We start from the raw sequence: 24,117 nt of genomic DNA, 5'->3' as shown, positions 1-24,117 counted from the left end.
TGGTCGGTAATACAGGCTTGAACTGGGGACTGAACTTTCTTCGTTTTCCTTTCATAATCTCGGTTAAATTTAAACTTTCGTTTTTTAACCAAGCAACTGGTCTAGTTTTCGGGGAGCATTACAGATTGTTTAAAGATGATACCAGTATAACTAATTATTTTACCACATTACCAAAAAATGAATCACAGAAAACCATTTGATTAAAATTTTATGATTTGCATGAACCTATTTACGGGGATAATCGCTCCTAATCATTATTGTTTATGACATAAACTTTTTGAATGTATTCAATAATTCCAGAAAATGAAGTCAATCAAACCATCTCCCCACATATTCAATCAATCCATCATCTTCGTAGTGAAGATGTTCAAACTCATTGGTTTTTCTATTATACTTATAATCTTTCCCCCATTCCTGTGCGTTATATACTATCTCCTCAATTGCATTGCAAATGAACAAGGCTTCTTCATTTGTCATACTGGGATGAAGGGACAACCGTACCCACCCAGGTTTGTTGGTCAGGTCTTGCTTTTGAATGCCCTTTACTATTCTCTTTGATCGTTCTTTTCCTATACCGAACAAATAATGGCCATAGGTACTTGCACAAGACCACCCGCCCCTGACTTGAATGCCAAACTTATCGTTCAGCAATCGCACCATTAAATTGTAATGTACTTCTTCGACCCAAAAGGACAGGCACCCAATACGTGGAGTTTTAAGGTCGCCCAGTATATGCAATCCCCTGATTTTTGAAAGTCTTTCAGAACATAGGTTCAAAAGTTCTTTTTCCCTGTTCTCAATGTTTTCAATACCCATCTCCTCTTTTAACCGCATGGCCATGGCCGCTCTCATGGTTTGCAAGATTCCAGGGGTTCCCGCATCTTCAAGCGTTTCTACATCTTTATGGTAACCATATCCGCCCCAAGGGTCGGTCCATTTTACATTTCCCCCTCCAAGGACTTCGGGGCAAGAATTTTTATATAGTGATTTGTTGAATACCAATACACCACAGCTTCCAGGGCCACCCAAAAATTTATGGGGCGAAAACATCACGGCATCCAACTTTTCTTCTGGATCATCGGGGTGCATATCAATCTCCACATAAGGCGCGGATGCGGCAAAATCAACAAAACAGAGTCCCCCATGTTTGTGCATTACCTTGGCAAGTTGGTGATAGGGTGTAATGATTCCCGTTACATTGGAACAGGCCGTGAACGCACCAATTTTTAGCGATCTATCCTTATAGGCTGTCAATACTTCATCCAGTTGTTTTGGATCCACCAATAGATTGTCCCCACAGGGTACCATCACAACATCCGCTATGGTCTCCATCCAGGGCACTTGGTTGGAATGGTGCTCCTTATGCGAAATGAACACAACAGGCCTGTCTTTTTCAGGAACGGCAATCTTCTTTCCCAAGGTTTCGGGACAACGTATGCCAAGTAATCGATGTAATCTTGCCAAGGCACCTGTCATGCCCGTTCCGGTGGTCACCAAAACATCCTCTTCATTGGCATTGACATGTTTTTTTATGAGCTTTCTGGCATGTTGATAGGCATAGGTCGAAGCTTTTCCCGTTTCACTGGAAAAAGAGTGTGTGTTGGCCATCATAGGCCCCACAAAGCTGCTTATTTTCTTCTCAATGGGACCGTATAATCTTCCACCAGCTATCCAATCCGCATAAAGGATTTTCTGCTCTCCATAGGGCGATTGAAAACTTGATGAATTTCCAATAATATTATTTCTGATTTTTTCAAAGTATTGCTCGTACGATTTCATGAGTCTTCTTTCAATGGAATTGAAGTTGGGTATTTGTAAAATTCTTGCTTTTCGGAAAAAAATTGCCCAGACCAAATGACCTGAGCAATCTCAATCAATCAAAAACAACCATCGATCAATCAATGGCCGAACCTTTAAAGTTGGCTATTCCTTTGGACAGCCAACCATAATATTCGTACACCTCCAGTTCATGGGCAACTGATTCATTAAATCCTTTTTCATTAAACAAATCATCCATCAGCACATGTATAAGGTTTACTTTATTATATCTTACTGAAATTCAGTCTACTTTGACTTTTTTAACAAGCCTATTCACTTTTAAAAATATCTAACCCACACTGTAAAAATTGGGCATATTCATTTTCATCGGGCGTATATCCAACCGGATTATTTAAGATAGTTTTTCCATCAGGACTCAATAACACATAATAAGGTTGTGAATTATTCTGAAAAAACTCCGTTTGAAAATGTGCCCATTTGTGCGCATAGGTTTCCAACTTTCTGGTACCTCCATTGATTCGTTTTACATAAACCTGCTCACTTTCCGGAAGTTCTTTTTTATCATCCACATACAATGAAATCAACACATAATCATTTCTTAAATAGCCATCAATTTTCTCCAAAGGCCATACGTGCTCTTCCATTTTTCTACAGTTGACACAGCCATATCCCGTAAAATCAATCATTATGGGTTTATTCACTTTTTGAGCATATTCTAAGCCGGTTTTTAGGTCTTTAAAGCAATCCAAATTATTAGGACACTCTTTTGGCAAGAAAAAACTGTACCCTACCGGGGGTGCCAAACCACTTAATAATGTTAACGACTTAAACGTATTGGTTTCTTTATTTACCCTAAACCCTGATATCAGGTATATGGTAAACGCCCCTACTAAAACCCCAAATGCTATTCTTGAAAAAGACAACTTTTTAATTGGACTGTCGTGAGGAAATTTAATTTTCCCGAAGAGATACAATGTCAGGCTTCCAAAAATGATGATCCATAGTATTAGAAAGGGTTCTATTTTTAGAATATTCCAGTGTTGTACCAAATCCGCTACCGACAGAAATTTAAATGCTAAAGCAAGTTCTAAAAACCCTAAAACAACTTTAGTGGTGTTTAACCAACCTCCAGATTTAGGCAAGGAATTCAACCAACCTGGAAACATAGCGAACAACGCAAATGGCAAGCCTAAAGCTACACCAAAACCTCCCATGCCCGCTGTAAGTTGCCAAGCACCTCCGTCAGACGTTAACGAACCTGCCAAAAGAGAACCTAAAATTGGACCAGTGCATGAAAAGGATACTATTGCCAAAGTTAAGGCCATAAAGAATACACCTATAAGCCCACCTGAACTCTCACCTTTTGTTGTTTTCATAGTCCAGCTGGACGGTAATGTCAATTCGTAATACCCGAAAAACGAAAATGCAAAAAAGATGAAAATGACAAAGAAAATAACATTTAGCCATACATTGGTTGAAATGTCGTTAAGTATGTCTGGATTGATGGAATCCAATAAATGAAATGGGACACTGAGTATTAAGTACACCGCCAATATAAAAAAGCCGTACAATATTGCTTTTGATACACCAGATGTACCTGTGCTCTCATTACCGTCTTTTTTAGTAAAAAAGCTTACTGTAAGTGGTATCATGGGAAACACACATGGTGTCAATAATGCCAACAAACCACCTAAAATTCCCAGTCCGAAAATACTCCAAAGGGATTTTCCCTTTTCCTGCGCTTTTGAAGCTGTTGAAGCCACATCATTCTCGCATTTAATCCCTGATTTTTTTAGAGATGATGATGACATTCCGTATAACAACTGGTTTACGGCCTCTGTATCGATTTCAATATCTTCTCCCTGGTCCGCTCCAGCTGTAACGCCTTCATTTTCTGAAAAATCAAATACAAAAGGCACATCGGTTGGAGGCAAACAGCGCTCATCATCACAAGTGCCATAATTCAAGCTTCCTTTGACCGTTGTTTCAAGTTTTAAAAGTTTAACGTGCTGTGTAAATGTAGCTTTGGTGTAAAACTTGGTAACCACCATATCTTCAAAGAGCGGGTCTTTTTTGGTCACCCTATTTTCTTCAGACTCTTCTACTTTTCCAACAAATTCCATGTCGGCATTGTCTTCAAATGTAAAGACCGTGGGAGTTGGACCGTCATCGCCAATAAATTGGGAATAAATAGCCCAATGTTCGTCTAAATGAGCTGTAAAAATTAAATCGTATTCATTATCCGCTATTTTATTGGATTCAAAAGTCCATTTTACAGGTTCAAATATCTGTGCATTAGTGTTGAACGCTACTGCCAACAATACAAAAAAGGCTATAATCTTAGCTTTCATATTCTTTGTGTTCTGTTCTTCTTTAAAATTGGGGTGGGATTTTCTCTATTGTAAATGCATTAATTCCAAATAAAGGGCCACACATAGGTGACCCTTATAAGACTAACTCAAATAATACTAACGCTGAAAAGAAACTTAACTGGTAGTATTTACAAGCATAACGATTGCGAAAGTGCAAACCCCTATTTTCATTGTGTAAAAATTGGTTTTTTTCCTTATTTTCTTTCTACATCTTTCAGAATCCCGTACAATACCCTTTAAAAAGACAGTGCATGGGCTTTTCAGCTGTTTTCCTTATCCGTTTTTAGGCTTTACAATTATTTCTGAAGATTTACCCTGCTGTAAAATTTCCTTTGCCAAGGTCTGAATGTCCTTTTTGGAAATTTTATTGACGATATCTTCAAAGTTTTCGGAATCATCCATGTTATAGCCATCCCTATAAAATGTTGTCAACAAGTCCATGGCATAGGCATTCTTGTTCTTTGCCTGTTCCCTTTCCTTTAGATAATTGGTCAAGGTCTTGTTCAGGTCCCCATCTTTTATATGCCCTTTGGAAATCTTTTCAATTTCTGCATGGACAATGCTGGCCAACTTCTCCACAATGTCGGGGTTACAGTCAAAGGATACGGACAGATACGCCTGTGTTCTTGGCTCTTTAAAAAGACTTGACCAGACATTTGGACTATAGGCCCCTCCTTCTTGCTCTCTCACGGTTTCCGTGATTCTTAATTGCAAAATATCCCCAAAAGCTTTTGTGATAAGGATATTTTTGGGATTGTATTCCATTTTCTTTTTTAAGAAAATGTTCACGTTGGCCTTTGGATCTTCCATTTGCAGGTAGACATCCTCATCTACCTTGTCCGATTTCCAATTGGCACTGTTATCCTTAAAACTTTCCTTTGCATCCGTGGTTGGCAGACTTGCCACATATTGCACCAATAAAGGCTCCAATTGTTCTTTTTTGACATCCCCAACTATGTAAAATTCAAAATCAGCCGGATTTTCAAAACGATCCTCATATACTGATTTGATCTTGTCAAAAACAATATCGTCCACATAAGCTTGGTCAAATACCCTCTTTCTTGGGTGGTTTTCCCCATATAAAGTGGTGGTGATACCATCTTTTATCTGTTCCTTGACATCCTTACTTCTTTTGATCAAATATTGGTTGATCCCACTTTGCATTACTTGGAAAGATTGCTTATCGAAACGTGGCTTCTCAAAATACAGGTATACCATTTGAAGCATGGTTTCTACGTCTTTTGTGGTCGAAGATCCTTCTATACGCTCTGTAGTTTTATCTAGTTTGGGAACAACTCTGGCTGTCTTTCCTGCTAATATTTTTGGCAATTCCGTAGCACTATAATCACCTAAACCAGACATTAGAATTAAGTCGCGCATTAAATCTGCCGAAGGTAAATCTTCATCCTTCACTAACGATTTTCCACCGTAACTTATAGCTTTTAAGTCTACTTTATTCTTTTCTTTATCTGTAAACTTATAATGCACTTTTACACCATTGTTAAATGTATAGGTTACAGCATCTAAGTTGTTATTTCCTATGATCTCTTTAAATGACCCTTTTTTAATATCCAGCCCAGATATCAATGTTTTGCCGCTTGAAGCATCATTATAAGGCTCTATACTTGCATCATTTTCTACTGAAACCAAAATTTCTTTAGCTTGTTGTTCAGTGAGGTTGTTCTTTCCTTTAACTCCTGTAACGTTAATATACCTGTTCTTTTTTGTATATAATCGTTTAATAACATTATGTAGTTCCTTAGCACTCAACGTTGCGAAAACCTGCTTTGCCAATCCGTATTCTTTTTCTAGATCTGTAATGGTTTCATTTCTTAAATAGTTGCTCTGAATAGGTCTAATAATAGCACCGTGTGGTTGATCATCTTTTTTTGAGATCTGGGTTTCATAAAAGTTAGAGAACTCTTTAATTATTCTTTCTATTTCAGATTGCGTAAAGCCAAATCTTACTGCTCTCTGAACTTCAGTTAGCACCTCTTTAAGTGCTGCCTGCTGTTTTTCTGGCTTTGGAAAAATCTTAATGCCAAATACATTGTTGGCACGTGCCATGGATTGATAAACTATTTGAGAGCCCAAATATGAAGCTTCCGGTTTTTGAGCTTTATCGGATACTCTTGTAGAAAGCATAAAGCTTACCATATTTTCCAATAAAGATTGCTTAAGATCTGCAACCGTTTGATCTTTTAATAACTTTTTATGACGAATTCCAAAATCGATATTGGATGTTGATACTTCGGGATCCATGCCCAAACTATATAACAATTCTTCATTTTCTGGCACGGCTACCACAAAACGTTCCCTTGGGTTTTCAACTGCGGGAATGTGCAAAAACTTGTCCTTTATCTTCTTTTCAATCTCATCAACATCAATATCTCCGATAACAGCTATTGCCTGTAGATCGGTCCTGTACCAATCATGATAAAAATCACGTAGTGCCTTGTACTCAAAGTTCTCCACTATGGACATGAGGCCAATGGGCAAGCGATCGGCATATTTTGAATGGTTGAACGTAATGGGCAGGGAGGTTTGGAACAAACGCATTTGTCCATTTTGCCTAGTACGCCATTCCTCTTTTATTACGCCTCTTTCGGCATCTATCTCTTCATCGGTGAGCAACAAATAGTTACACCAATCATGTAAAACTGTGAGACATGTGTCCACTAAACCGTCCTTTGTCGGAATATTGTTCAGGTTATAAACGGTTTCATCAAAAGAGGTATAGGCATTAATATCCTTACCAAAGACTGCACCGTGTTTTTGCAATGTGTTCAAAATGCCTTTTCCAGGAAAACTTTGCGTACCATTAAATGCCATGTGCTCTAAAAAGTGGGCCAAGCCTTGTTGGTCGTCGTTTTCTAAAACAGAACCCACATTCTGGATAATGTAATAAGATGCTGCATCTTTGACCACATCGGTACTTTTGATATAATAGGTCAATCCGTTGGGCAACGTGCCCTTACGAATACTTTTATCGACAGGTAAAGGTGCGTTATAATCAATTGATTGTGCCTCGAGGCCAAATGCCATCAAAAATAGTATACCTGATATTATTATTTTTCTCATGTGTTCTTGGAATGAAATTTTATATCGAATATTTTTTAACTTTTTCATCAAACAAGGACTTATGACCTTTTAATGGGCGATACATTTAATTTTTCTATTTTCTCGGCCATCGCTTTCTTATAGTGCTCCTCTCCCCTAGTTCCTTTTGATAGCTCTATGACTTTATTGTAATTAACCACGGCCTTATCGTTCTCACCCTCAAGTGCAAACAAATCGCCTTGGTTCCCAATTAATCTTATATCATCAGGAAAGGATTTTAGTTCTTTTACAACGAGTTTATGGCAACGTTCTATTTGGGCTTTGGTTAAGGAAGCGGCATCTTCATTATACCTAATATTAGCCAGCAAATTACCTACCGTTGCACTAGGGTACTTTTGGGGCTCCAGAGATGCCATATACTCACTATATTTATTGGACCAATCCAAATAGGCATCATAATCGTTTTGTGACATAGCGTAAGCTCCCTCTCCTACATATCTCATAATGGTATGGGAATCTCCTTTGCTTTGAGGGTTTTCTACTTTAGAATCTAAATGAGCTTGTTTTAAGCGACCGTTAATATCCTCCACGTACTGCCTAAAGGCAACGTCGCCTTCACCACTCGCCCTATGGATGGATTGGTTATTGGTGGTTAACACATACGAGGCCAACTCTTTTACCGAAGCCAATTTTTTGTACGCGTCGTAATTATCATATACAAACTCCACTACAGGATGGCCGTTATTAGGCCCTTCAAGAAATAGCTTGATAAATGAAAAGTCTTCTGCATTCAACATCTCTTTTGGGTCTTTTATGGCAAAATACCAATGGGCTATCTCTTTTATTTCCCCATAAAACTCTTGTTGTTTTTGAGGGTCATTTATGCCTCCAAAAAGATGCAAGCTGCCTTGAGCTAGAAGTTCTTTGATATACTTTAAATCACGATTTCCTTTTTTGTAATCTTCATAAAACGTCATAAAATCAACACCTCCTTCTAGAGCTTTTTTTGCGGAATTTATTAAAAAGTCTGCATTGGGAACAGCTCCAAAAATGCGCTTTTTTTCAGTTTCATCGGGATTTAAAAACAACAGTGTTGGGAAGCCCAGCACCTTATATCGTTTTGCCAAATCAATGCCTTCGCCTTTTTCGGCATCTATTTTTATGGACACAAAATGTTCGTTAAAATAATCGCCCACTTTTTTTACGGGGAAGATGTTGGCATCTATTTCTTTACAAGGGCCACACCAAGTGGTATATACATCTATAAAAACGAGTTTGTTTTCTTGTTTTGCTTTGTTTATCGCTTCTGCAAATGTTATTTTTTGAAAGGCAATGCCTTGTGCATTTATATTGCTTGCAAAAATTAGGCAAGTTACTGCCAGTACTACATAACTTATTTTCTTCATTGTGAGAGATTTTTGAATAATTTGTTATTGAACTATTTATTTTTATCGTATTATTGGTTAACACCTAAAAGCCGACCCGACAAATGGGTTACAAATTGTCTATCAAGGTCTACATGGTATGTTTTTCCCTAATGACTTTCCCCCGCTTTACAACAAAATCAATAGCTTTAGTGTTACTGATTTTTTTCAGCGGATTAGCGTTTAGAACCACCATATTAGCAACCTTACCGATTTGAATGGTTCCAATATTATCTTCTTCCCCAAGAATTTCTGCATTAATGATGGTAGCTGCTCTAATTGCATCAATATTTGACAGACCTGCCTTGGTCAGCAATTCCATTTCAGAATGAATGTTAATCGTATTATCATCTAATGAAATCATATGATCTGAACCTGCTCCAATTTTAACCCCCATATTATAGGCTATCTTTGTGGCCTTCATTGCTATTTTGTATTCTGTTGAGTCTATCTTTTGTCCGTTAATAGGTCTAGTTAAACCAAACGTATATACAAAAAGCGTAGCATCTATAATGGTATTGTTGGCTTTTACGGCATTGAACAGTTGTTTTACTTTGATTGAGTTTTTATCCCATGAAACAGTGTTTAATTTTTCATGATAGGCTTTACGCTCTTCAGTGGACTTAAATTCATGCCTTCCTTTTATGTTTCCTTCCTCAAACTCATACTGAACCATATCTCCTATATGCGACACAGCATCCGAACCTGCATTGGTAACGTCCAAAGCTTTGGTTGGTGGCACCACAGCATGCGACCACACTTTTAAGCCTTGGTACTTGGCTTCATCGGCAACTTTTTTAAACACCTGTTCATCTACGTTATCATATATTTTAATAGCGGTTGCGCCCAAACCTTTTGCTTCGGCAATGACCTGTCTAAAATCTGTGCTGTCGGTTACTGCTCTTTGCCACGATACTTGTCCTGCTTTTGCCCCTTTGGCCACTTGTTGCGGTCTTGGGTCATTTTTAAAAAACTCTGGGCCGGCTATCAAAGTAGAGAAGAATACATCTGGTCCTACATCTTCTCCTATCTGCATATTTTTCTTTAAAAGTGCCAGCATTCGGCCATCACCACCCATATCCCTAACACCAGTAACACCACTTTTTAGGGCAATGTGCAAATGTTCTTGTGCTTCTTTTAAGGTGCCGTGCGTTATATGTACATGTGCGTCTATTAACCCGGGAATGATATACTTTCCCGTTAAATCGTAAATTTTTGCACCTTCTGGTATTTCTAATGTGCCAGTATAGTCTACGGCTTCAATTTTATCCCCTTTAATAATAATATTTCCTTTCTTTCCTATATCTGAAACAGCATTGATGATAGTTGCATTTTTTAAAACAACATAGCTGCTGCCAATGTGCTCTTTTAGAGCGGTTATATATTCGGCAATGGCTTCTTTTACTTTTAAAGATTTACTGGTCTCTTTAATAAACCTCAGTGCACTCAACTGTGAAGCTTGATCGGGAGCATTGAACACAAAGGGAACTATCTCTTTCCTTATCTCTTCTGTATCGGTTAGTTGGTCAACTTTTGCGGTCAAAGTTATTAAGCTTGATTTGACGGAATCTGGTAATTGTGCCGATACTGTTACGGTAAACAAAACAGATATAAGTACTATAAATATTGACTCTTTCATTATTCCTGAATTATCAATGATTGAAAATTTTCCCCAGTACACGTTTAAAATTATCCCCTAAAACCATTTTAATATGATCATCCTTATAGCCTCTTTTTATAAGACCTTCGGCTATATCATAGGTTCTGTATGGGTGGTTCAAACCCTCAATCGTCAACAAATAATCTTCGTTGGTATGTACTTGGTATTTAGCTGGCGCATTATCCAATCTATTTTTACGCCATGCTTTGTTACCGTAATCTTCTGTGTATAGGCCTTGATCGCTGCCAATCCCCACGTGTTCAATTCCTGTTATTTGTACTACGTGGTCTATGTGGTCCAAAAAATGATTGAAGTTCACTGGTTCTTTTTCACGGATCATAAAGCGTAAAATCGGAATACCCACAACACCTCCTGTTTTGGCTATAGCTTTTATAGCTTCGTCGGTTTTGGCCCTTGCTACACCTTTGGCAATAGCTCTACAAGCGCCGTGTGTTACAAGTACGGGCTTGGTACTGGCTTCTATGGCTCCCATAGTGGTTTTATCGCCACAATGGGAAACGTCTATTGCCATACCAATTTCATTCATTCGTTTGATGATTTCCCTTCCATAATCAGTAAGACCCGTATCGGTATCCACAAAAGCACCACAACCTAATCTGTTTTCTCCATTATAGGTGATTTGTGAAACTCGTAAGCCTAAATGATAAAACAAATCAACATCATATACCGTTCTAAACTGACTAGATTCTTGATTGGTAATAAGCATTCCAATCTTGTTGGAAGTGTTGATGTTTTTCAACTTCTCTTTGGTATCAATCCGCTCAAAATAATCGGGATTGGAAGCGATTATCCCATTTTGAAGTGCCATAAACTCTAGCATACCTTCAAATGTTGGCACCATATTTCCCCAACCAAAAATGTTAATGCCACAACTGGTAACGAACTTATAATCTTCTTCTGTAAACGAATTTGGCTTTGTGCTCCAGCACTGCTCTAAACTCATACCTCCCCGTTGTGTAAACCAGTCACCATAAGTGCCCAACATATCAATACAAGTAGCTTCATTTACCAGTTTTTTGGCCTTTGGAGAATACTTTTTCAATACTTCTCTTTTTGAAGTGTCTTTGTCTTGCGTTACTACTACTTTTTCGTCTTTTTTAGGTTTACAGCTTATAAATGCCGGTAGCGTGGCAGCTCCTGTTGTTGCTAGCCCCATTTTTTTGATAAAATTTCTACGCTCTGAACCCATTTATTTTACTTTTTTAGAATTATGTCAAGCCAGCCACTTAAAAAAACCGTTATTATCTTAAATTGCTCTAGAACAAGGATTACAATATTGTTTTAAATATCCAGTATTGGAAGTTTCTCATTGCTCGGTGAACTCGGGCGATGGGATGTGATTTTGATTATTAATTGTAAATATTCACTATCGGGTTTTCAGTGAGGAACACGAGACCTGCAAACTTCCCAACTAAATATCCAACGCTTTTTTAATGGCGTCTTCCAGTTCTACTTTTTCGTCTATATTATCATTGATTCCGGGGGTATCCCTAAAATGAATAATTTTTCCGGTCTTATCAATCATTAGTACCGTAGGCAGGAAGCGTACTTTATACTGCTTTGATAATTCATGGTTTCCAAATACCAAATCAAAGGTGTACTTATGTTTTTTAAGGTACTCGGCGGCTTTTTCTTCTTGGCCTACATCTCCTGAAAGTACACTGATTACCTTTAAGCCTTTGTCTTTATATTTTTCGTGTATTTTCTGTAAATCGGGCATTTTGCCTTTACAGGGACCACACCAGGTAGCCCAAAAGTCTAACAGTACTAAGTTATTTGCATATTCTTTAGATAAAGTTTGTTCCCCGCCTTCTTGATTGGGTAACGTCCAATCTGGAGCTTGCATACCCACTCCCATACTCTCTTTGTCCCAAGGAGCCACATATACTTCTACTTTAAAATCTTCGGGCACTTTTACATCAAACTCAGGCAGTTCTTTATTAATGTGTAATTCTTTAATTAGGGTTTTGGTTACTACACGTCCTTCTTCTCCTTGATATTCAGTTGAATTGCCATAATACAGACCATCCTTTACGCCAAAATAATACCTATCAATGTTTCCTTTCAATAGGGGATTTGCCTGTGCAATTACATAACAATCTTTGCCATTTACAGCTTCAATAGCTTCCAGCGAAACATTACTAATATACTTCCCGTTTTGGGAAAATAAACTATCTGAAGCCCAGTCTCTCATACGGGAATAAAAATTAGCATCGCTATACACCCATGAAAATGCATATATAATCCTAGCATTGGTTCGCGCATCTTTATCGCCTTTTAATACTTTCTTTTGGTTAAGATGTAGTTCTTTTAATCCATTAGAGGTTAAAACACCTTTTATGTGGCTTTGATTTCCTTTTACGTTTTGTTTTGTTTCGTATAATTTACTGCCTTCTGTTCCCGGCTTTCCTCCAAATTCGATATGGATATCTCCGGCATATATTTCTTCAGCTTGCTTACCTTCTGCCTCTTTTGTAGATATTACTTGCGCGTAAACAGATTGAATATCCTTTAATTTGGATTCTGCAAAATCCATTACGGCTTTGGCTCCCGGTCCTGTACCTTGTACATTAGGGTCATCTAATTTTATGGTTTGGTTACAGCTCACTAAGGCAATAGCCAAAACGTATAATGTTATTATATTTTTTATCATTTCTTTTGTTTTTATTAGGTTGAAACTACTGTATCATCATTTCTATATCCTGCTCAATGGTTTTTGGTGGCAAACAAATGTTATCATCGCAGGTTTGGTAGGTTACTTTTGTATTTATGGTGTGTTTAGCCTGGTAAGCTCTCTCCATTTCTTCCCTGTTGGCAGATCTTTTTAGTTTAAACTCCTGTTTAAAGACCACGGCACCTTTGTATACTTTTGCCAGACCTTTATAGGATTCTTTGGGTACGACCAAGTTTCCAACAGGCTCTATCCATTCTGAAGGCTGAAAAGTTACTGTGGTAGGGATAAAGCCGTCCTTTTTGTTGGCTTTATTATCTACATAACCGTGCCACTTATCATCAAAAGTGATGGTTACTTCTGCAAAAAACGAACCTTTCCTAGGGTCAATGCGCTGTGGCACTTTAATTTGGTATTGCACAGGACCTGTTCCATTGCTCCCTACAACAACTTCATTTTTAATTTCTTCCAATACTTCGGCAGGGGCCGCTGTTACCGTTTTTGCAGTGGCTTTTGAGATGGCTTTTTTACCGTACATAACAAATACATAACCTCTGTGACGCATGGTTAAATATTTTTCATCATCTAAATTACCAAGCATCATTTGCTTAAAGAATTTTCCTTGCTGAGGGTCTAAAAATCTTTCTTTTATTTCTTTTAACCCTCCTTTATAATATGCTATTTGCCTCCCGGCATCTTTCCCCGGCATTTCAATCTTTAAGTCTCCAGCCCAAGCCCAAGCTATTTCGTTGGCTGCCTCAAAACCATTGATGGTTGGGATTGACAATCCGAAAACAATATCTTGTACGCCATCGTTGTTGTAGTCGGTCAACGTCATCATAGGTTGTACACCTGGTAAGGCCTTAGTGCCGTCTTTTGCAGTAACTAATGGTACTCTTTTTTCAAAACGGATACCTTTATCGGTATTGACTCCTCGGTAAAAATCAATGGCATTATGGTATTTCTTTTTGTATTCGTAGGTTACCAACAAGTCCAACACACCATCTTTATCCCAATCCACAGGTTTCATATAGGTTTTCCAAACGCCTGCCATACCCACGTATCTTCCACGTTTGGCGGCTTCATCAATTTTTTCTTGCGAGGGACGCTTTACTTCCAACAGCCTTCCGTCGACATGGTGCAGGTAGTTTCTATGACCAAATTTTGGTTGTTCCTTGGTGCCTTCGTTCAATGCCACACGCATATCGCCAGAGCCTCCAACAAACAGGTCTAGAAGCCCATCACCGTTAAAATCGGCAAAATCGGCCGTGGTGTAGTTCCAATAGCTATTGGAATCAGTTTTCCAAGGGGCTGCTTCTTGAGATAATGCTCTGGTATCTCTATATCCTTCCTGTTCTATAAATACACGGGGCAAAAAGCCCTCCTTGGAACCGCGCCACCACGAAATGGCACCGGGGTTATACTGGCCGGACAGGATATCATCATAACCATCCTGATCAAGGTCTACCAACCTTGGGTGGATGCCTATACAGCACCATTGGTAATTGGTGATGGTGTCGCCCTTTACATCGGTAGCATAAAAGTATTCTCCTGAAAATTTTGGGTTCTTCTTAGAGCCTTTGTTGATATATACTTTAATGTTGGAGCCTGTTTGCCCGGTTTCAAACTCACCTAATAACAAATCTTTTTTACCGTCCTTGTTCCAATCGTAAAACGCTGGGTAGATCAAACCGTGTTTTTCGGTCCTTATTTCTTGCTTTGTCCCTGTAATCAATTGGGGTTGCGAAAAGGTAATCGCTCCGGGAATTTCTGTACTCACCAACTCTTTTAACTTGGGGAAGTTGGTGGTCTTTATTTTATCTTCTTGTGGGTTTTGTGCCAATACTGCTGTTGCACAAAACAACCCTATTACTGTACTAAATAGTTTCATCTTTCTTATGTTATTGTAATTTAACCGTTGCATTTAAATTTTCTGTAATCTCTTTTGGTGGCAAACAAATATTTGCATCGCACGTCTGGAACTTTATATGTGCTTTTACTTCGTAGCTTTTAGGTAAGTCATAGAGTTCTTTACGGCTCGTTATTTTTTTGAATTTGAATTTTTGCCTGAATGTTACGTCTCCTTTGTAAACTTTAGATAATCCTTTGTAGGATTCTTTGGGTGCTACCACATCCTCTACGGGTTCAATAAAATCTGGATACTCAAAAGCTACCGTGGTTGGAATAAACCCATCTTTTCTGTTGGCTTTATTATCTACATAACCGTGCCACCCTTTATCAAATGTAATGGTTACTTCTGCTGTAAACATTTCTCTATGATTTGTTCTTTCGGGAACTTTTGCACTATAATTTACTGGCCCTTCTAAATTTCCTTTTTTTACGACTTCGTTCGGAATTAATTTCCTTTCATAAGCTGGTGCTGCTTCTACTCCCATTTTTGGTGTGGCTTTTGTGGTAGCTTTTTTCCCATACATCACAAACACATATCCACGGTGGCGCATCGTGAGATATTTATGATCCTCTAAATTGCCAAGCATCATTTGCTTAAAGAACTTACCTTGCTCTGGATCTTCAAACCTTTTTATAATCTCTTCCAGCCCCCCTTTGAAATATTGTAATTGTCTTCCAGCGTCTTTCCCGGGCATTTCAATTTTTAAATCTGCTGCCCAAGCCCAAGCGACCTCATTAGCTGCCTCAAAACCATTGATGGTTGGTACAGATAGCCCTAATACGATATCTTGTACACCGTCATTGTTATAATCTGTTAAGGTTATCATGGGCTGCACGCCGGGTAACGCTTTTGAACCGTCTTTTGCCGTAATAACTGGTACTCTCTTTTCAAAGCGTAAGCCTTTGTCTGTATTGACGCCCCTATAGAAGTCTATGGGGTTGTGTCCTTTTTTCTTGTACTCATAAGTAACCAGTAAATCCAAAACTCCGTCTTTATCCCAATCTACAGGTTTGATATAAGATTTTCCAACACCAGACATTAATGGGTACCTTAGTTGTTTTCTTGATGCATCAATTTCTTTTTGCTTTGGCTTTTTCACATATAAAATGCTACCGTCTACATGGTATAGGTAGTTGCGAAGTCCAAATTTTGGGTTTTCTTTAGTCCCAATATTAAGGGCCACACGCATGTCTCCTGATCCTCCCACAAATAAATCCAACAGCCCATCTCCATTAAAATCTCCAAAATCTGAAGTGGTATAGTTCCAATACGATAAATGTTCCGGTTGCCATGGGGCAGAACCTAATTTGGTTCGATGTGTATCGCTGGGACCGGCTGTATTGTATCCTTCCTGTGGCACTATTTTTCTTGGTAAGAATCCATCTTTAGAGCCTCGCCACCACGAAATGGCTCCGGGATTGTACTGGCCGGACAGGATATCGTCGTAACCATCCTGGTCAAGGTCTACCACTCTTGGGTGAATGCCTATACAGCACCACTGGTAATTGGTGATGGTGTCTCCTTTTACATCGGTAGCATAAAAGTACTCGCCCGAGAATTTTGGTTTCTTTTTAGAGCCTTTGTTGATATATACTTTAATATTGGAGCCTGTTTTTCCGGTCTCAAATTCGCCCAACAACAAATCCTTTTTTCCGTCCTTATTCCAATCGAAAAATGCCGGGTAGATTAATCCGTGTTTTTCAATTCTTATTTCTTGCTTTGTTCCTGTAATTAATTGGGGTTGCGAAAATGAAATGGCTCCGGGGATATCTGTACTAACCAATTTCTTTAATTTTGGAAAATTGGTAGTCTTTATTTTGTCTTCGTTGGGGTTTTGACCACTTACAATGGCTATGCAGAAAAGTGCCATTATTAAATTTATTGATTTCATGTGCTAATTTTTTATTGTTTTTTGATTGTCCATAATTATATATAATCCACATTTGTCACGCTGAACTGTCACACTGAGCGAAGTGGAAGTGTTGTTTCAGCATGACAAAAGTTTTATTTTTATGATGCATTTACGGATATTATTATTTTATTAAAAACAGGTACTCTTTAGGGAAGATTCACTTTTTGTGATTCTTTTAAAGTGACAACCAACAAGATTGATTAACTATGTTCTTTAATCAGCTTTACAATATCTTCGTACTCATTTGGGTTTGGTTTTGTGGAATGATATAATATCACACCTTTTTGATCGATAACGGTTACTGTTGGCAAAAACATCAAACCATAATCTTTGACCAATTGATCGTTACCATATATAAGTTTAAAGCTATACCCTTTATCGTTAAAATAGGCTTTTGCTTTATCTTCTGCACCAGAGTTCATAGCTAACATGCCCAACACTTCAACGCCTTTTTTGTTATAAGTTTTGTGTAGTTCTTGAATCTTGGGCATCTTCTTTTTACAAGGCCCGCACCACATGGCCCAAAAATCCAACACGACCATTTTTCCTTTAAAATCTGAAAGATTATAGGTGTTCCCGTTAGAAGCCTGCAACTCAAAATTAGGAGCGGTATCGCCAACCTTTAAAGTTTCCTGCGCAGATAGATTCAAACTAACGGACAACATAAATATAACTTTCAAAAAAATTATTTTCTTTTTCATACGATTATTTTTATAATTCTATAATAAATAAGGCGGTACAGCAATCATACCGCCTTATTTAGCTTATTATTTTATCTAGGGTTTTGCACAATTTCACCATTGCTCATATCTATCACATCAGAATAAATGGCATAGGTCCATCTATTATCGTTAGGTCCTAAGGTTTCTGTAACCCCATCACCTACAACATGTGTGACGGAAATATTTGCATTTTCCAAAGCGTTCAACCTTCTGATATCTATTAGCCTGGAAGTTGTAAACATCAACTCCCTTCTTCTTTCCTCCAAAATATGCTGAATGGCTTCCGTTTGATTTGTAGCCGTAAGGATATGTCCATCGGCAGCTACCACGGCTGTATCAAATCGTTTTGCCCTTAAATTGTTGATTATGGACATAGCTTGACCAAAATCTCCGGTTCTGGCCTCAGCCTCCGCTTTAATAAGCCATACTTCGGACACTCTGATGCCATTAAAGGCATTATCAGTCTCGTTAAGAATCCTTCCGAAAGTTCCGTCAGAAGTTCTTCTAGCATATCTCAGGTCATTGGTTTGATCAAAGATGGCCTCTAAATCTGGTGATAGAATTGTTGTAGAAATAAACTCAAAGGTATTTTGATTAAAAAATCCTGGGGCAAATATGAGACCTCTATTTAAAATCATCTCTGGATTTTCATGGTTCACAGGTTCTTCAAATTTGTCATTGCCAACAAAACAAAAACAAGAAAAATCAAATACCTCACCTTCCAGCAAATCGGTATTATAATCCAACAGGTTATCTTTTATGGCCAATGCTTCATCCGCAGCTTCGCCCGCCATGGCATATTGCCCCATAACCAGATACGTTCTTGCCAATATAGCATAGGCAGCCACCTTGCTCAGTCTAAAATTATTGCTTACCAAATCGGCAGGAAACAATGTTATCGCTTCTTCCAAATCTTCAATGATAAGTTCGTAAACCTCTTTAAGAGTTGCCCGTTTTAAGGATTGACCTGTATCCCCAAACGTCCCGATTATGATCGGCACCCCAGAATCTTCATCATTTTCTACTGCTGTGGTATAAGGTTGGCCATAAGTATTCACCAAAACAAAATAGGAAAGAGCCCTTGCCGCTAATGCCTCTGCCTTTATTCTAGAACGTTCGCTATCGGTAGCTTCAACCTCATCTATGAAATCCAGGACAAAATTAGTTTGTCCAATGGTTGCGTAAACCTGATTCCATGTTGGGTCACTTTGTCCTTGAGGTATGGGCTCCGGAAGAAATCGATAAAAATTCAGTTCATGAATATCGTCAGGGTTTTCCTGAGCAAAAAATTCTTGGAAATCAAATGTCCATCCTGTATCATCGGTCAACAAACGCGAGTACATTTGGTCGGCTCTTAAATCAAAGGACTGACCACTTTCCAAAACCAAATCAAGTTCTATGGCACTAACGGGTATAGCAAAACCTTGCGGCTCAATATCTACGTAATCATCACAGGAAACTGTTGTATTCAATAAAAACAACAGTGCTACTATTTTTATATTAAAATACTTCATTTTTTTATTTTTTTATGTTGTTAAAATTGAAATTCCAATCCAAGCACAAATTGTTTGTTAGGTGAAACCGTTTCTCTGCTTAATATAAAGCTATTCTGGTTTTGAAAAGCTCCTCCAGAAAATGGCACGTAGTCTGGATCGATGTCTTCTTTATTTGCCCTCCATAGAAGCCCTAAGTTTCTTACTTGTGCGGTAAAGGATATACCTTCAAAAGGCAACCTTTTAAGCACTTCTTTGTTAAGGTCATATCTTAAAGTAATGTCCCTTAGCCTCACAAAGCTGGCATCTTTATAACGTATGTTGGCATCATCAAAATAACTACTACTATTTGCTCTTTCAGTAAAGCTACTGAACCATGGGTATGGTATATCTGTTGTGGCTTCATCCCCAGGTTGCTGCCAACGGTTTGCTACGTCCCTATGAATAGTGGTTATTCCTGTAAATGGGGTTTCGTAAGGACTTTTATATACATGTCCCATTTTATACGAAATCAATGCCGATAATGTAAATCCTTTATAGGTAAAGGCGTTTGTCCATCCTCCAAAATAAGGAGCCTGAAATGGTTTGGTAAAAGTAAGCGCATTTTCGTCCTCTATACCACCAAAACCAAATTCAGTAGAATCGTATCTTACTATATTTCCATTGGCATCCAATATTTGTGAACCTCCCGTATCGGTTAAACCTGCCCATTGGTAAGCAGCCCTTACACCTAAGGGCATACCTTCAAAATAGCCTCCTGGTTCCCCTCCTCTAATAATATAAATTTGAGCATTTTCAGGAAACTGAAAATCATAGGACACCACCTGGTTCTTGTTGTAGCTAAAGTTGAAATTTGTATTCCAAGTAAAATCTTCAGATTGTACAATATCCCCTGCTAAAACTGCTGTGAATCCGGTATTCTTCAGTTCGCCATCGTTAATAATTAAAGTTCTAAATCCTAAAGTAGGGTTGATTTCCCCGGGAATGAGCAGATCTGTGGATGTTTTGTCATAATATTCAAAACTAGCAAATAAACGCCCAAAAAAGTTTCCTTCTAAAGCTAGGTTTGTTGTGGCCGTACGCTCAAAAGACAGTTGGGGGTTTCCAGGAAGCCCTAGACCAATCACCCCTCGTTCACCATTACTCGTTATCCCTTGCCTTACAGACAGAACAGAGACAGCTCTAGATCCTGGCAAGATATTACCAGCGATACCGTAGCTACCTTTGATATTTAAGTTATCAATCCAGTTTACATTAAAAAACTTCTCGTTGGTCACGTTCCAATTGGCCCCAACCGCCCATAATGGGTTGGTACGTAATCTTGCGGAAACCCCAAATATGTTGGTCTGATCATTTTTTATGGTAAAGTTCAAAGAGTACCTGTTATCAAAGGTATAGACCAAATTACCAAAACTTGAAACTTGTCTGGTTTCCACCGTAGTAATGGCCGCTGGGTTTGAATACCTTGGGCCAAAAGATTGGATGATAGATCTATACGAACGGTCGACGTTTGATAAAAATCTCCAGTCCACAGTTACATCCTGTTGTTTGGTTTGGTCATTATAACCAAGCAATTGCCTATAGTCTTCATCTGTGGTATATTCTCTTATTTCGGCACCTATGGTAGCCGTAATATGGTGTTTATTGAACACTTTGTTAAAGAGCAATTGCCCTCTTAAGGTATAACTGTTAAGTTCTGATTGCCTTAAGTCTAAAACACCCCCTCTTGGGAACGCATATACCGGGAAGCCATTGGCATCGGTTGATAACCAACTATTAATCCTCCACCGTGTGTTATAATTACTCTCATTACGATAGGCTCTGCGTTCATTAAAACCAGTTTCATACTGCCCCTTGGCATCAGCTGTTAACCAATCTGTTAATTTATATTGCAGACCAATGTTAAAACGATAGTTTCTTCTTCTGGTGGTGAAATCGTTATTTGCCATTTCTGTGATGGGATTATAAGAAAAAGGCAAGAACCCCGCTCCTGAACTCAACAATTCATCCTGGTAGGGCAAACTGATTCTTCTTGGAACATTGGCGAGTGAGCCATCCGCATTATACAAGGATGTAAATCTTGGCACCGAAGCATCACCTTGGTCACCGCTTCGAGTTACTGCCACCGTACCTATGCCCTCTGCATTGCGCTCTGCATTGTCAAACACGGCATTAACACCGATATTGGCACTAAATTTATCAGAGAACCTAAAATCGTTGTTCAGCAGTAGATTAAGCCTATTGCTTTTGTCCCCTATCTCTACCGATTCGATGTCATTGTAAGTAGTTGAAAAATAGTAGTTGTGCGCACCATTCCCTCCCCTTACACTAAAATTATGTTGGGTACTAAAACTAGTTCTTAGCAGATTATCTTCCCACTCCCTAAAACTGTCGTTTTGGGAAAGTTGTGCCAGAGCAGCATCCCTCGCTGGTGCAAAATTTGGGTCATCAGGGGCTCCAGGGGAAGTTCCTGATTGGTTGTAATAATCCCACCAAACTTGTTGCACACCGTTTAAAAACCTTCTGTTATTACCACTAGCTGCATCAAAATCCTGTCCTGCTTGAATTCCTTCAGAAATAACGTCCACCAAATCTGCTGCACTAGCTACTTGGTAATCATCTAGGTTTGGTTTTTCTGAAATAAACAAATTTGTGGAATATGTAAATTGAGGTCTTCCTACTCCTCCTTTTTTTGTGGTAATCACAATAACTCCGTTAGATGCCCTAACCCCCCAAAGTGCGGTTGCAGCGGCATCTTGTAATTGGTCTATGGATTCAATATCGTTAGGGTTTACAGAATTTATTCCACCTTCTATAGGAAAGCCATCTACCACAATCAATGGCGCCCTATTGGCTCTTGTAGCCTGTTGTCCCACTCCACCTTGGTCAAACGTACTTTGCCCTCTTAATGTAAATGTCAGTTCTTCCCCGCCATCTGCATTTTCCACTGTGGTCAACAATCCTGGGGAAAGACCCTCCAACCTACTGGCCACATTTAATGTTATTTGACGTTCTATTGCCTTTCCACCAATTTTTGTAGAAGAAGCTGCCGTCCTGTTACGTTTTACAGAAGTATATCCTGTTACCACGACTTCATCCAACTGGTTTTTGGATTCTTTAAGTATAATTTGAAATACCGTTTGGTCCTTTGAAGTAATCTGTTGGGAAAACTGCTCAAATCCAATATAACCAACAATCAGGTAGTAGTTTATTGATACTTCCAATTCAAAATTACCCTCAAAATCAGTTGTGGTACCTCTTATAGCAAAGTCTGATCGGTCAAAATCTTCATTAGGGTTTTGACTATTTACATATACTGAGGCACCAGCCAAGGGTTGTCCTACTTCATTGGTCACGGTACCCGTTATCATAAAAGTATCTTGTTCCGGAAAAATCAAGGTAGCTTTGTTAGGTCTTGGTACCACCAAAATGGTGTTGGCCTTGGTAAACCCAATCTTATAACCGGATTTGGCTACACTTTTCTCAAGGAGCTCTTTAACGGTAAGCACTCCTTCTTCCAATTGTACTTTAGGATGGTCCTTAAATTGATCCGACTTGAAAATAAAGGTGTAATCGGTTTGGGCCTTGATGAGGCGAAAAACCTCTTCAACAGTAACGGTCTTATCAGAATCAATGGTAATTTTGGCGTTTTGGGAGAAGCCATTTTCTGGAGTAAACCCTAAAGCAATACTACAACATAAAAAAAATAGTGTTCTCATGGCAATGTTCAATAATTTTTTCTTAATAGAAAGATGAACATTCGTAAATGTATTTTCCATAAATTTGTGAGAGTTAGTTAAACAATGTTTTAATTAATTATAGATAAAGGGGAGAGGAAGTCTAGGATTGTGAGAGGTCTTGACTTTTCTTTCCCTTATTTTTATTCAAGGATTATCTTTTTAGCATCCGTTTTAAACTTCATATTGTTCGTATTTTTTATAGTATGTAAAATGTGTTCCAAGTTTTGGTTTTTATTGAGCACACCGGTGAAAGCTTCATGTTTTATTGCTTCATTTTTGAACTCGAAATCCACATCATACCATCGTGCCAATACCTTCACGATTTCTGATAGGGGTACTTCCTCAAAACTGAACACTCCCTGTCTCCATGAAATGACATCATAAATATTCACCTTACCAACCGAAAAATCTTGCGTTTCCAAGTTAAATTTGGATTGTTCTCCTGGAGCCAATGTTTTGGAAATATCAGCATTGACAACAGAGACCTTACCTTCAACCAAGGTAGTGGCAATATCAGCTTCATTATCGTAAGCCTTAATATTGAATTCAGTACCCAATACTTCCAATTCTTGATTTTTGGAGAATACCCGAAAGGCACTACCGCCATGTTCCTCGCTTGGTGAAACATCAAAATAAGCCTCTCCATAGACCAACTCCACATCCCGAGAAGTTCCTTTTAGAAAACTTACCGGATATTTCAATTTAGAATCTGAGTTCAACCACACCTTAGTCCCGTCTGATAGTTTCACTAAAAACTGCCCCCCTCTTGGAATGGTCAAATAATTGTACTTTACTTCAGCATCGACGGAACCCTTGTTTGATCTATATGCCAACTGTGTGCCGTCTGTGACCAAATGTTCCAGATTATATTCCTGACCTTCCACTAGGGTAATATTGGCCCCATTTTCTATGGTAAGGACCGCTTTATCCGTTCCGGGCACTATATTATTTGTGACAACTTCTGGGGTTTCCGAACCAATACTATCCCTGTTTAGGAATATTGAAGTTGAAATCAGTAAGACAACAGCTGCGGCAACAGCGTATTTCCAATATTGTATACGTCTACTTTTTGCCTGTAAATTATTTTCTATATTATTCCAGGTTGTATTTTTTAATCCTATATCAACCCCTTTTAGCTGCTCCAACGAAAAGTTAAGGGTGATATATTCCTTAAACAGTTTCTGGTTTTTTGGGGATTGCAGCCATTTATTCAACAGCCGGGCATCGGCTGCATTCAATTGATTATTAATATGCTTGACAATCAATATTTCTATTTCTTCCTTTTTTATCACTGCCTATATTTTCTTTTCATACGATCTATTATTTAAATACCCCTATTTTTACCGTTGTT

The 24,117-nt window shown here is 38.5% G+C and carries 14 protein-coding genes; all 14 read right to left on the bottom strand.

Annotated elements, in window-relative coordinates; genetic code table 11:
- Window positions 1–309 precede the first annotated feature (309 nt).
- Window positions 310–1,779 (bottom strand): aminotransferase class V-fold PLP-dependent enzyme, encoded by a 1,470-nt coding sequence (locus E4661_RS16815; RefSeq protein WP_136468630.1) that lies wholly within the window; start codon window positions 1,777–1,779, stop codon window positions 310–312.
- 115 nt (window positions 1,780–1,894) lie between these two features.
- On the bottom strand, window positions 1,895–2,017 hold the full coding sequence (locus E4661_RS19595) for a hypothetical protein (RefSeq protein WP_262709928.1): 123 nt from the start codon (window positions 2,015–2,017) through the stop codon (window positions 1,895–1,897).
- Window positions 2,018–2,087: 70 nt separating this feature from the next.
- Entirely contained in the window at window positions 2,088–4,130 is a 2,043-nt protein-coding gene (locus E4661_RS16810) for a protein-disulfide reductase DsbD family protein (protein WP_136468629.1), read from the bottom strand.
- A 294-nt stretch (window positions 4,131–4,424) separates the two neighbouring features.
- The gene (locus E4661_RS16805; RefSeq protein WP_136468628.1) at window positions 4,425–7,232 is read right to left on the bottom strand and encodes a M16 family metallopeptidase; all 2,808 of its coding nucleotides are present in this window, start codon (window positions 7,230–7,232) and stop codon (window positions 4,425–4,427) included.
- Between the two features lie 59 nt (window positions 7,233–7,291).
- Entirely contained in the window at window positions 7,292–8,617 is a 1,326-nt protein-coding gene (locus E4661_RS16800) for a thioredoxin family protein (RefSeq protein WP_136468627.1), read from the bottom strand.
- A 109-nt stretch (window positions 8,618–8,726) separates the two neighbouring features.
- Window positions 8,727–10,274 (bottom strand): amidohydrolase family protein, encoded by a 1,548-nt coding sequence (locus tag E4661_RS16795; RefSeq protein WP_136468626.1) that lies wholly within the window; start codon window positions 10,272–10,274, stop codon window positions 8,727–8,729.
- Between the two features lie 13 nt (window positions 10,275–10,287).
- On the bottom strand, window positions 10,288–11,472 hold the full coding sequence (locus tag E4661_RS16790) for a dipeptidase (RefSeq protein ID WP_168796408.1): 1,185 nt from the start codon (window positions 11,470–11,472) through the stop codon (window positions 10,288–10,290).
- A gap of 255 nt (window positions 11,473–11,727) precedes the next feature.
- On the bottom strand, window positions 11,728–12,969 hold the full coding sequence (locus tag E4661_RS16785; RefSeq protein ID WP_136468624.1) for a peroxiredoxin family protein: 1,242 nt from the start codon (window positions 12,967–12,969) through the stop codon (window positions 11,728–11,730).
- Between the two features lie 25 nt (window positions 12,970–12,994).
- Window positions 12,995–14,878 carry an FG-GAP-like repeat-containing protein gene (locus tag E4661_RS16780; RefSeq protein ID WP_168796407.1) on the bottom strand — a complete coding sequence of 628 codons (1,884 nt, stop codon included), beginning with the start codon at window positions 14,876–14,878 and terminating at the stop codon, window positions 12,995–12,997.
- Window positions 14,879–14,888: 10 nt separating this feature from the next.
- Complete coding sequence (locus E4661_RS16775; protein WP_136468622.1) at window positions 14,889–16,790, bottom strand: protein-disulfide reductase DsbD domain-containing protein; 1,902 nt, start codon at window positions 16,788–16,790, stop codon at window positions 14,889–14,891.
- Window positions 16,791–17,011: 221 nt separating this feature from the next.
- Window positions 17,012–17,512: a peroxiredoxin family protein gene (locus E4661_RS16770; RefSeq protein ID WP_136468621.1), complete on the bottom strand. Its 501-nt coding sequence runs from the start codon at window positions 17,510–17,512 to the stop codon at window positions 17,012–17,014.
- 71 nt (window positions 17,513–17,583) lie between these two features.
- A complete protein-coding gene (locus E4661_RS16765) occupies window positions 17,584–19,047 on the bottom strand; it encodes a RagB/SusD family nutrient uptake outer membrane protein (RefSeq protein ID WP_136468620.1) in 1,464 nt (487 codons plus the stop codon).
- A 20-nt stretch (window positions 19,048–19,067) separates the two neighbouring features.
- Entirely contained in the window at window positions 19,068–22,745 is a 3,678-nt protein-coding gene (locus tag E4661_RS16760) for a SusC/RagA family TonB-linked outer membrane protein (RefSeq protein ID WP_168796406.1), read from the bottom strand.
- Window positions 22,746–22,906: 161 nt separating this feature from the next.
- Complete coding sequence (locus tag E4661_RS16755; protein ID WP_136468618.1) at window positions 22,907–24,058, bottom strand: FecR family protein; 1,152 nt, start codon at window positions 24,056–24,058, stop codon at window positions 22,907–22,909.
- Between the last annotated feature and the right edge of the window lie 59 nt (window positions 24,059–24,117).

This window comes from Flagellimonas onchidii, assembly GCF_004804315.1.
GTDB classification, from domain to species: Bacteria; Bacteroidota; Bacteroidia; order Flavobacteriales; family Flavobacteriaceae; genus Flagellimonas; species Flagellimonas onchidii.
Note: the sequence above shows the minus strand (reverse complement) of the source record. Positions and strands in the feature narration are given on the sequence as shown.

Excerpts from the sequence above, each read along its gene's own strand:
- E4661_RS16815 (WP_136468630.1), bottom strand. The coding sequence starts at position 1,779 with ATGAAATCGTACGAGCAATACTTTGAAAAAATCAGAAATAATATTATT.
- E4661_RS16810 (WP_136468629.1), bottom strand. The coding sequence starts at position 4,130 with ATGAAAGCTAAGATTATAGCCTTTTTTGTATTGTTGGCAGTAGCGTTC.
- E4661_RS16780 (WP_168796407.1), bottom strand. The coding sequence starts at position 14,878 with ATGAAACTATTTAGTACAGTAATAGGGTTGTTTTGTGCAACAGCAGTA.
- E4661_RS16790 (WP_168796408.1), bottom strand. The coding sequence starts at position 11,472 with ATGGGGCTAGCAACAACAGGAGCTGCCACGCTACCGGCATTTATAAGC.
- E4661_RS16770 (WP_136468621.1), bottom strand. The coding sequence starts at position 17,512 with ATGAAAAAGAAAATAATTTTTTTGAAAGTTATATTTATGTTGTCCGTT.
- E4661_RS19595 (WP_262709928.1), bottom strand. The coding sequence starts at position 2,017 with ATGGATGATTTGTTTAATGAAAAAGGATTTAATGAATCAGTTGCCCAT.
- E4661_RS16765 (WP_136468620.1), bottom strand. The coding sequence starts at position 19,047 with ATGAAGTATTTTAATATAAAAATAGTAGCACTGTTGTTTTTATTGAAT.
- E4661_RS16775 (WP_136468622.1), bottom strand. The coding sequence starts at position 16,790 with ATGAAATCAATAAATTTAATAATGGCACTTTTCTGCATAGCCATTGTA.
- E4661_RS16785 (WP_136468624.1), bottom strand. The coding sequence starts at position 12,969 with ATGATAAAAAATATAATAACATTATACGTTTTGGCTATTGCCTTAGTG.
- E4661_RS16795 (WP_136468626.1), bottom strand. The coding sequence starts at position 10,274 with ATGAAAGAGTCAATATTTATAGTACTTATATCTGTTTTGTTTACCGTA.
- E4661_RS16760 (WP_168796406.1), bottom strand. The coding sequence starts at position 22,745 with ATGAGAACACTATTTTTTTTATGTTGTAGTATTGCTTTAGGGTTTACT.
- E4661_RS16800 (WP_136468627.1), bottom strand. The coding sequence starts at position 8,617 with ATGAAGAAAATAAGTTATGTAGTACTGGCAGTAACTTGCCTAATTTTT.
- E4661_RS16805 (WP_136468628.1), bottom strand. The coding sequence starts at position 7,232 with ATGAGAAAAATAATAATATCAGGTATACTATTTTTGATGGCATTTGGC.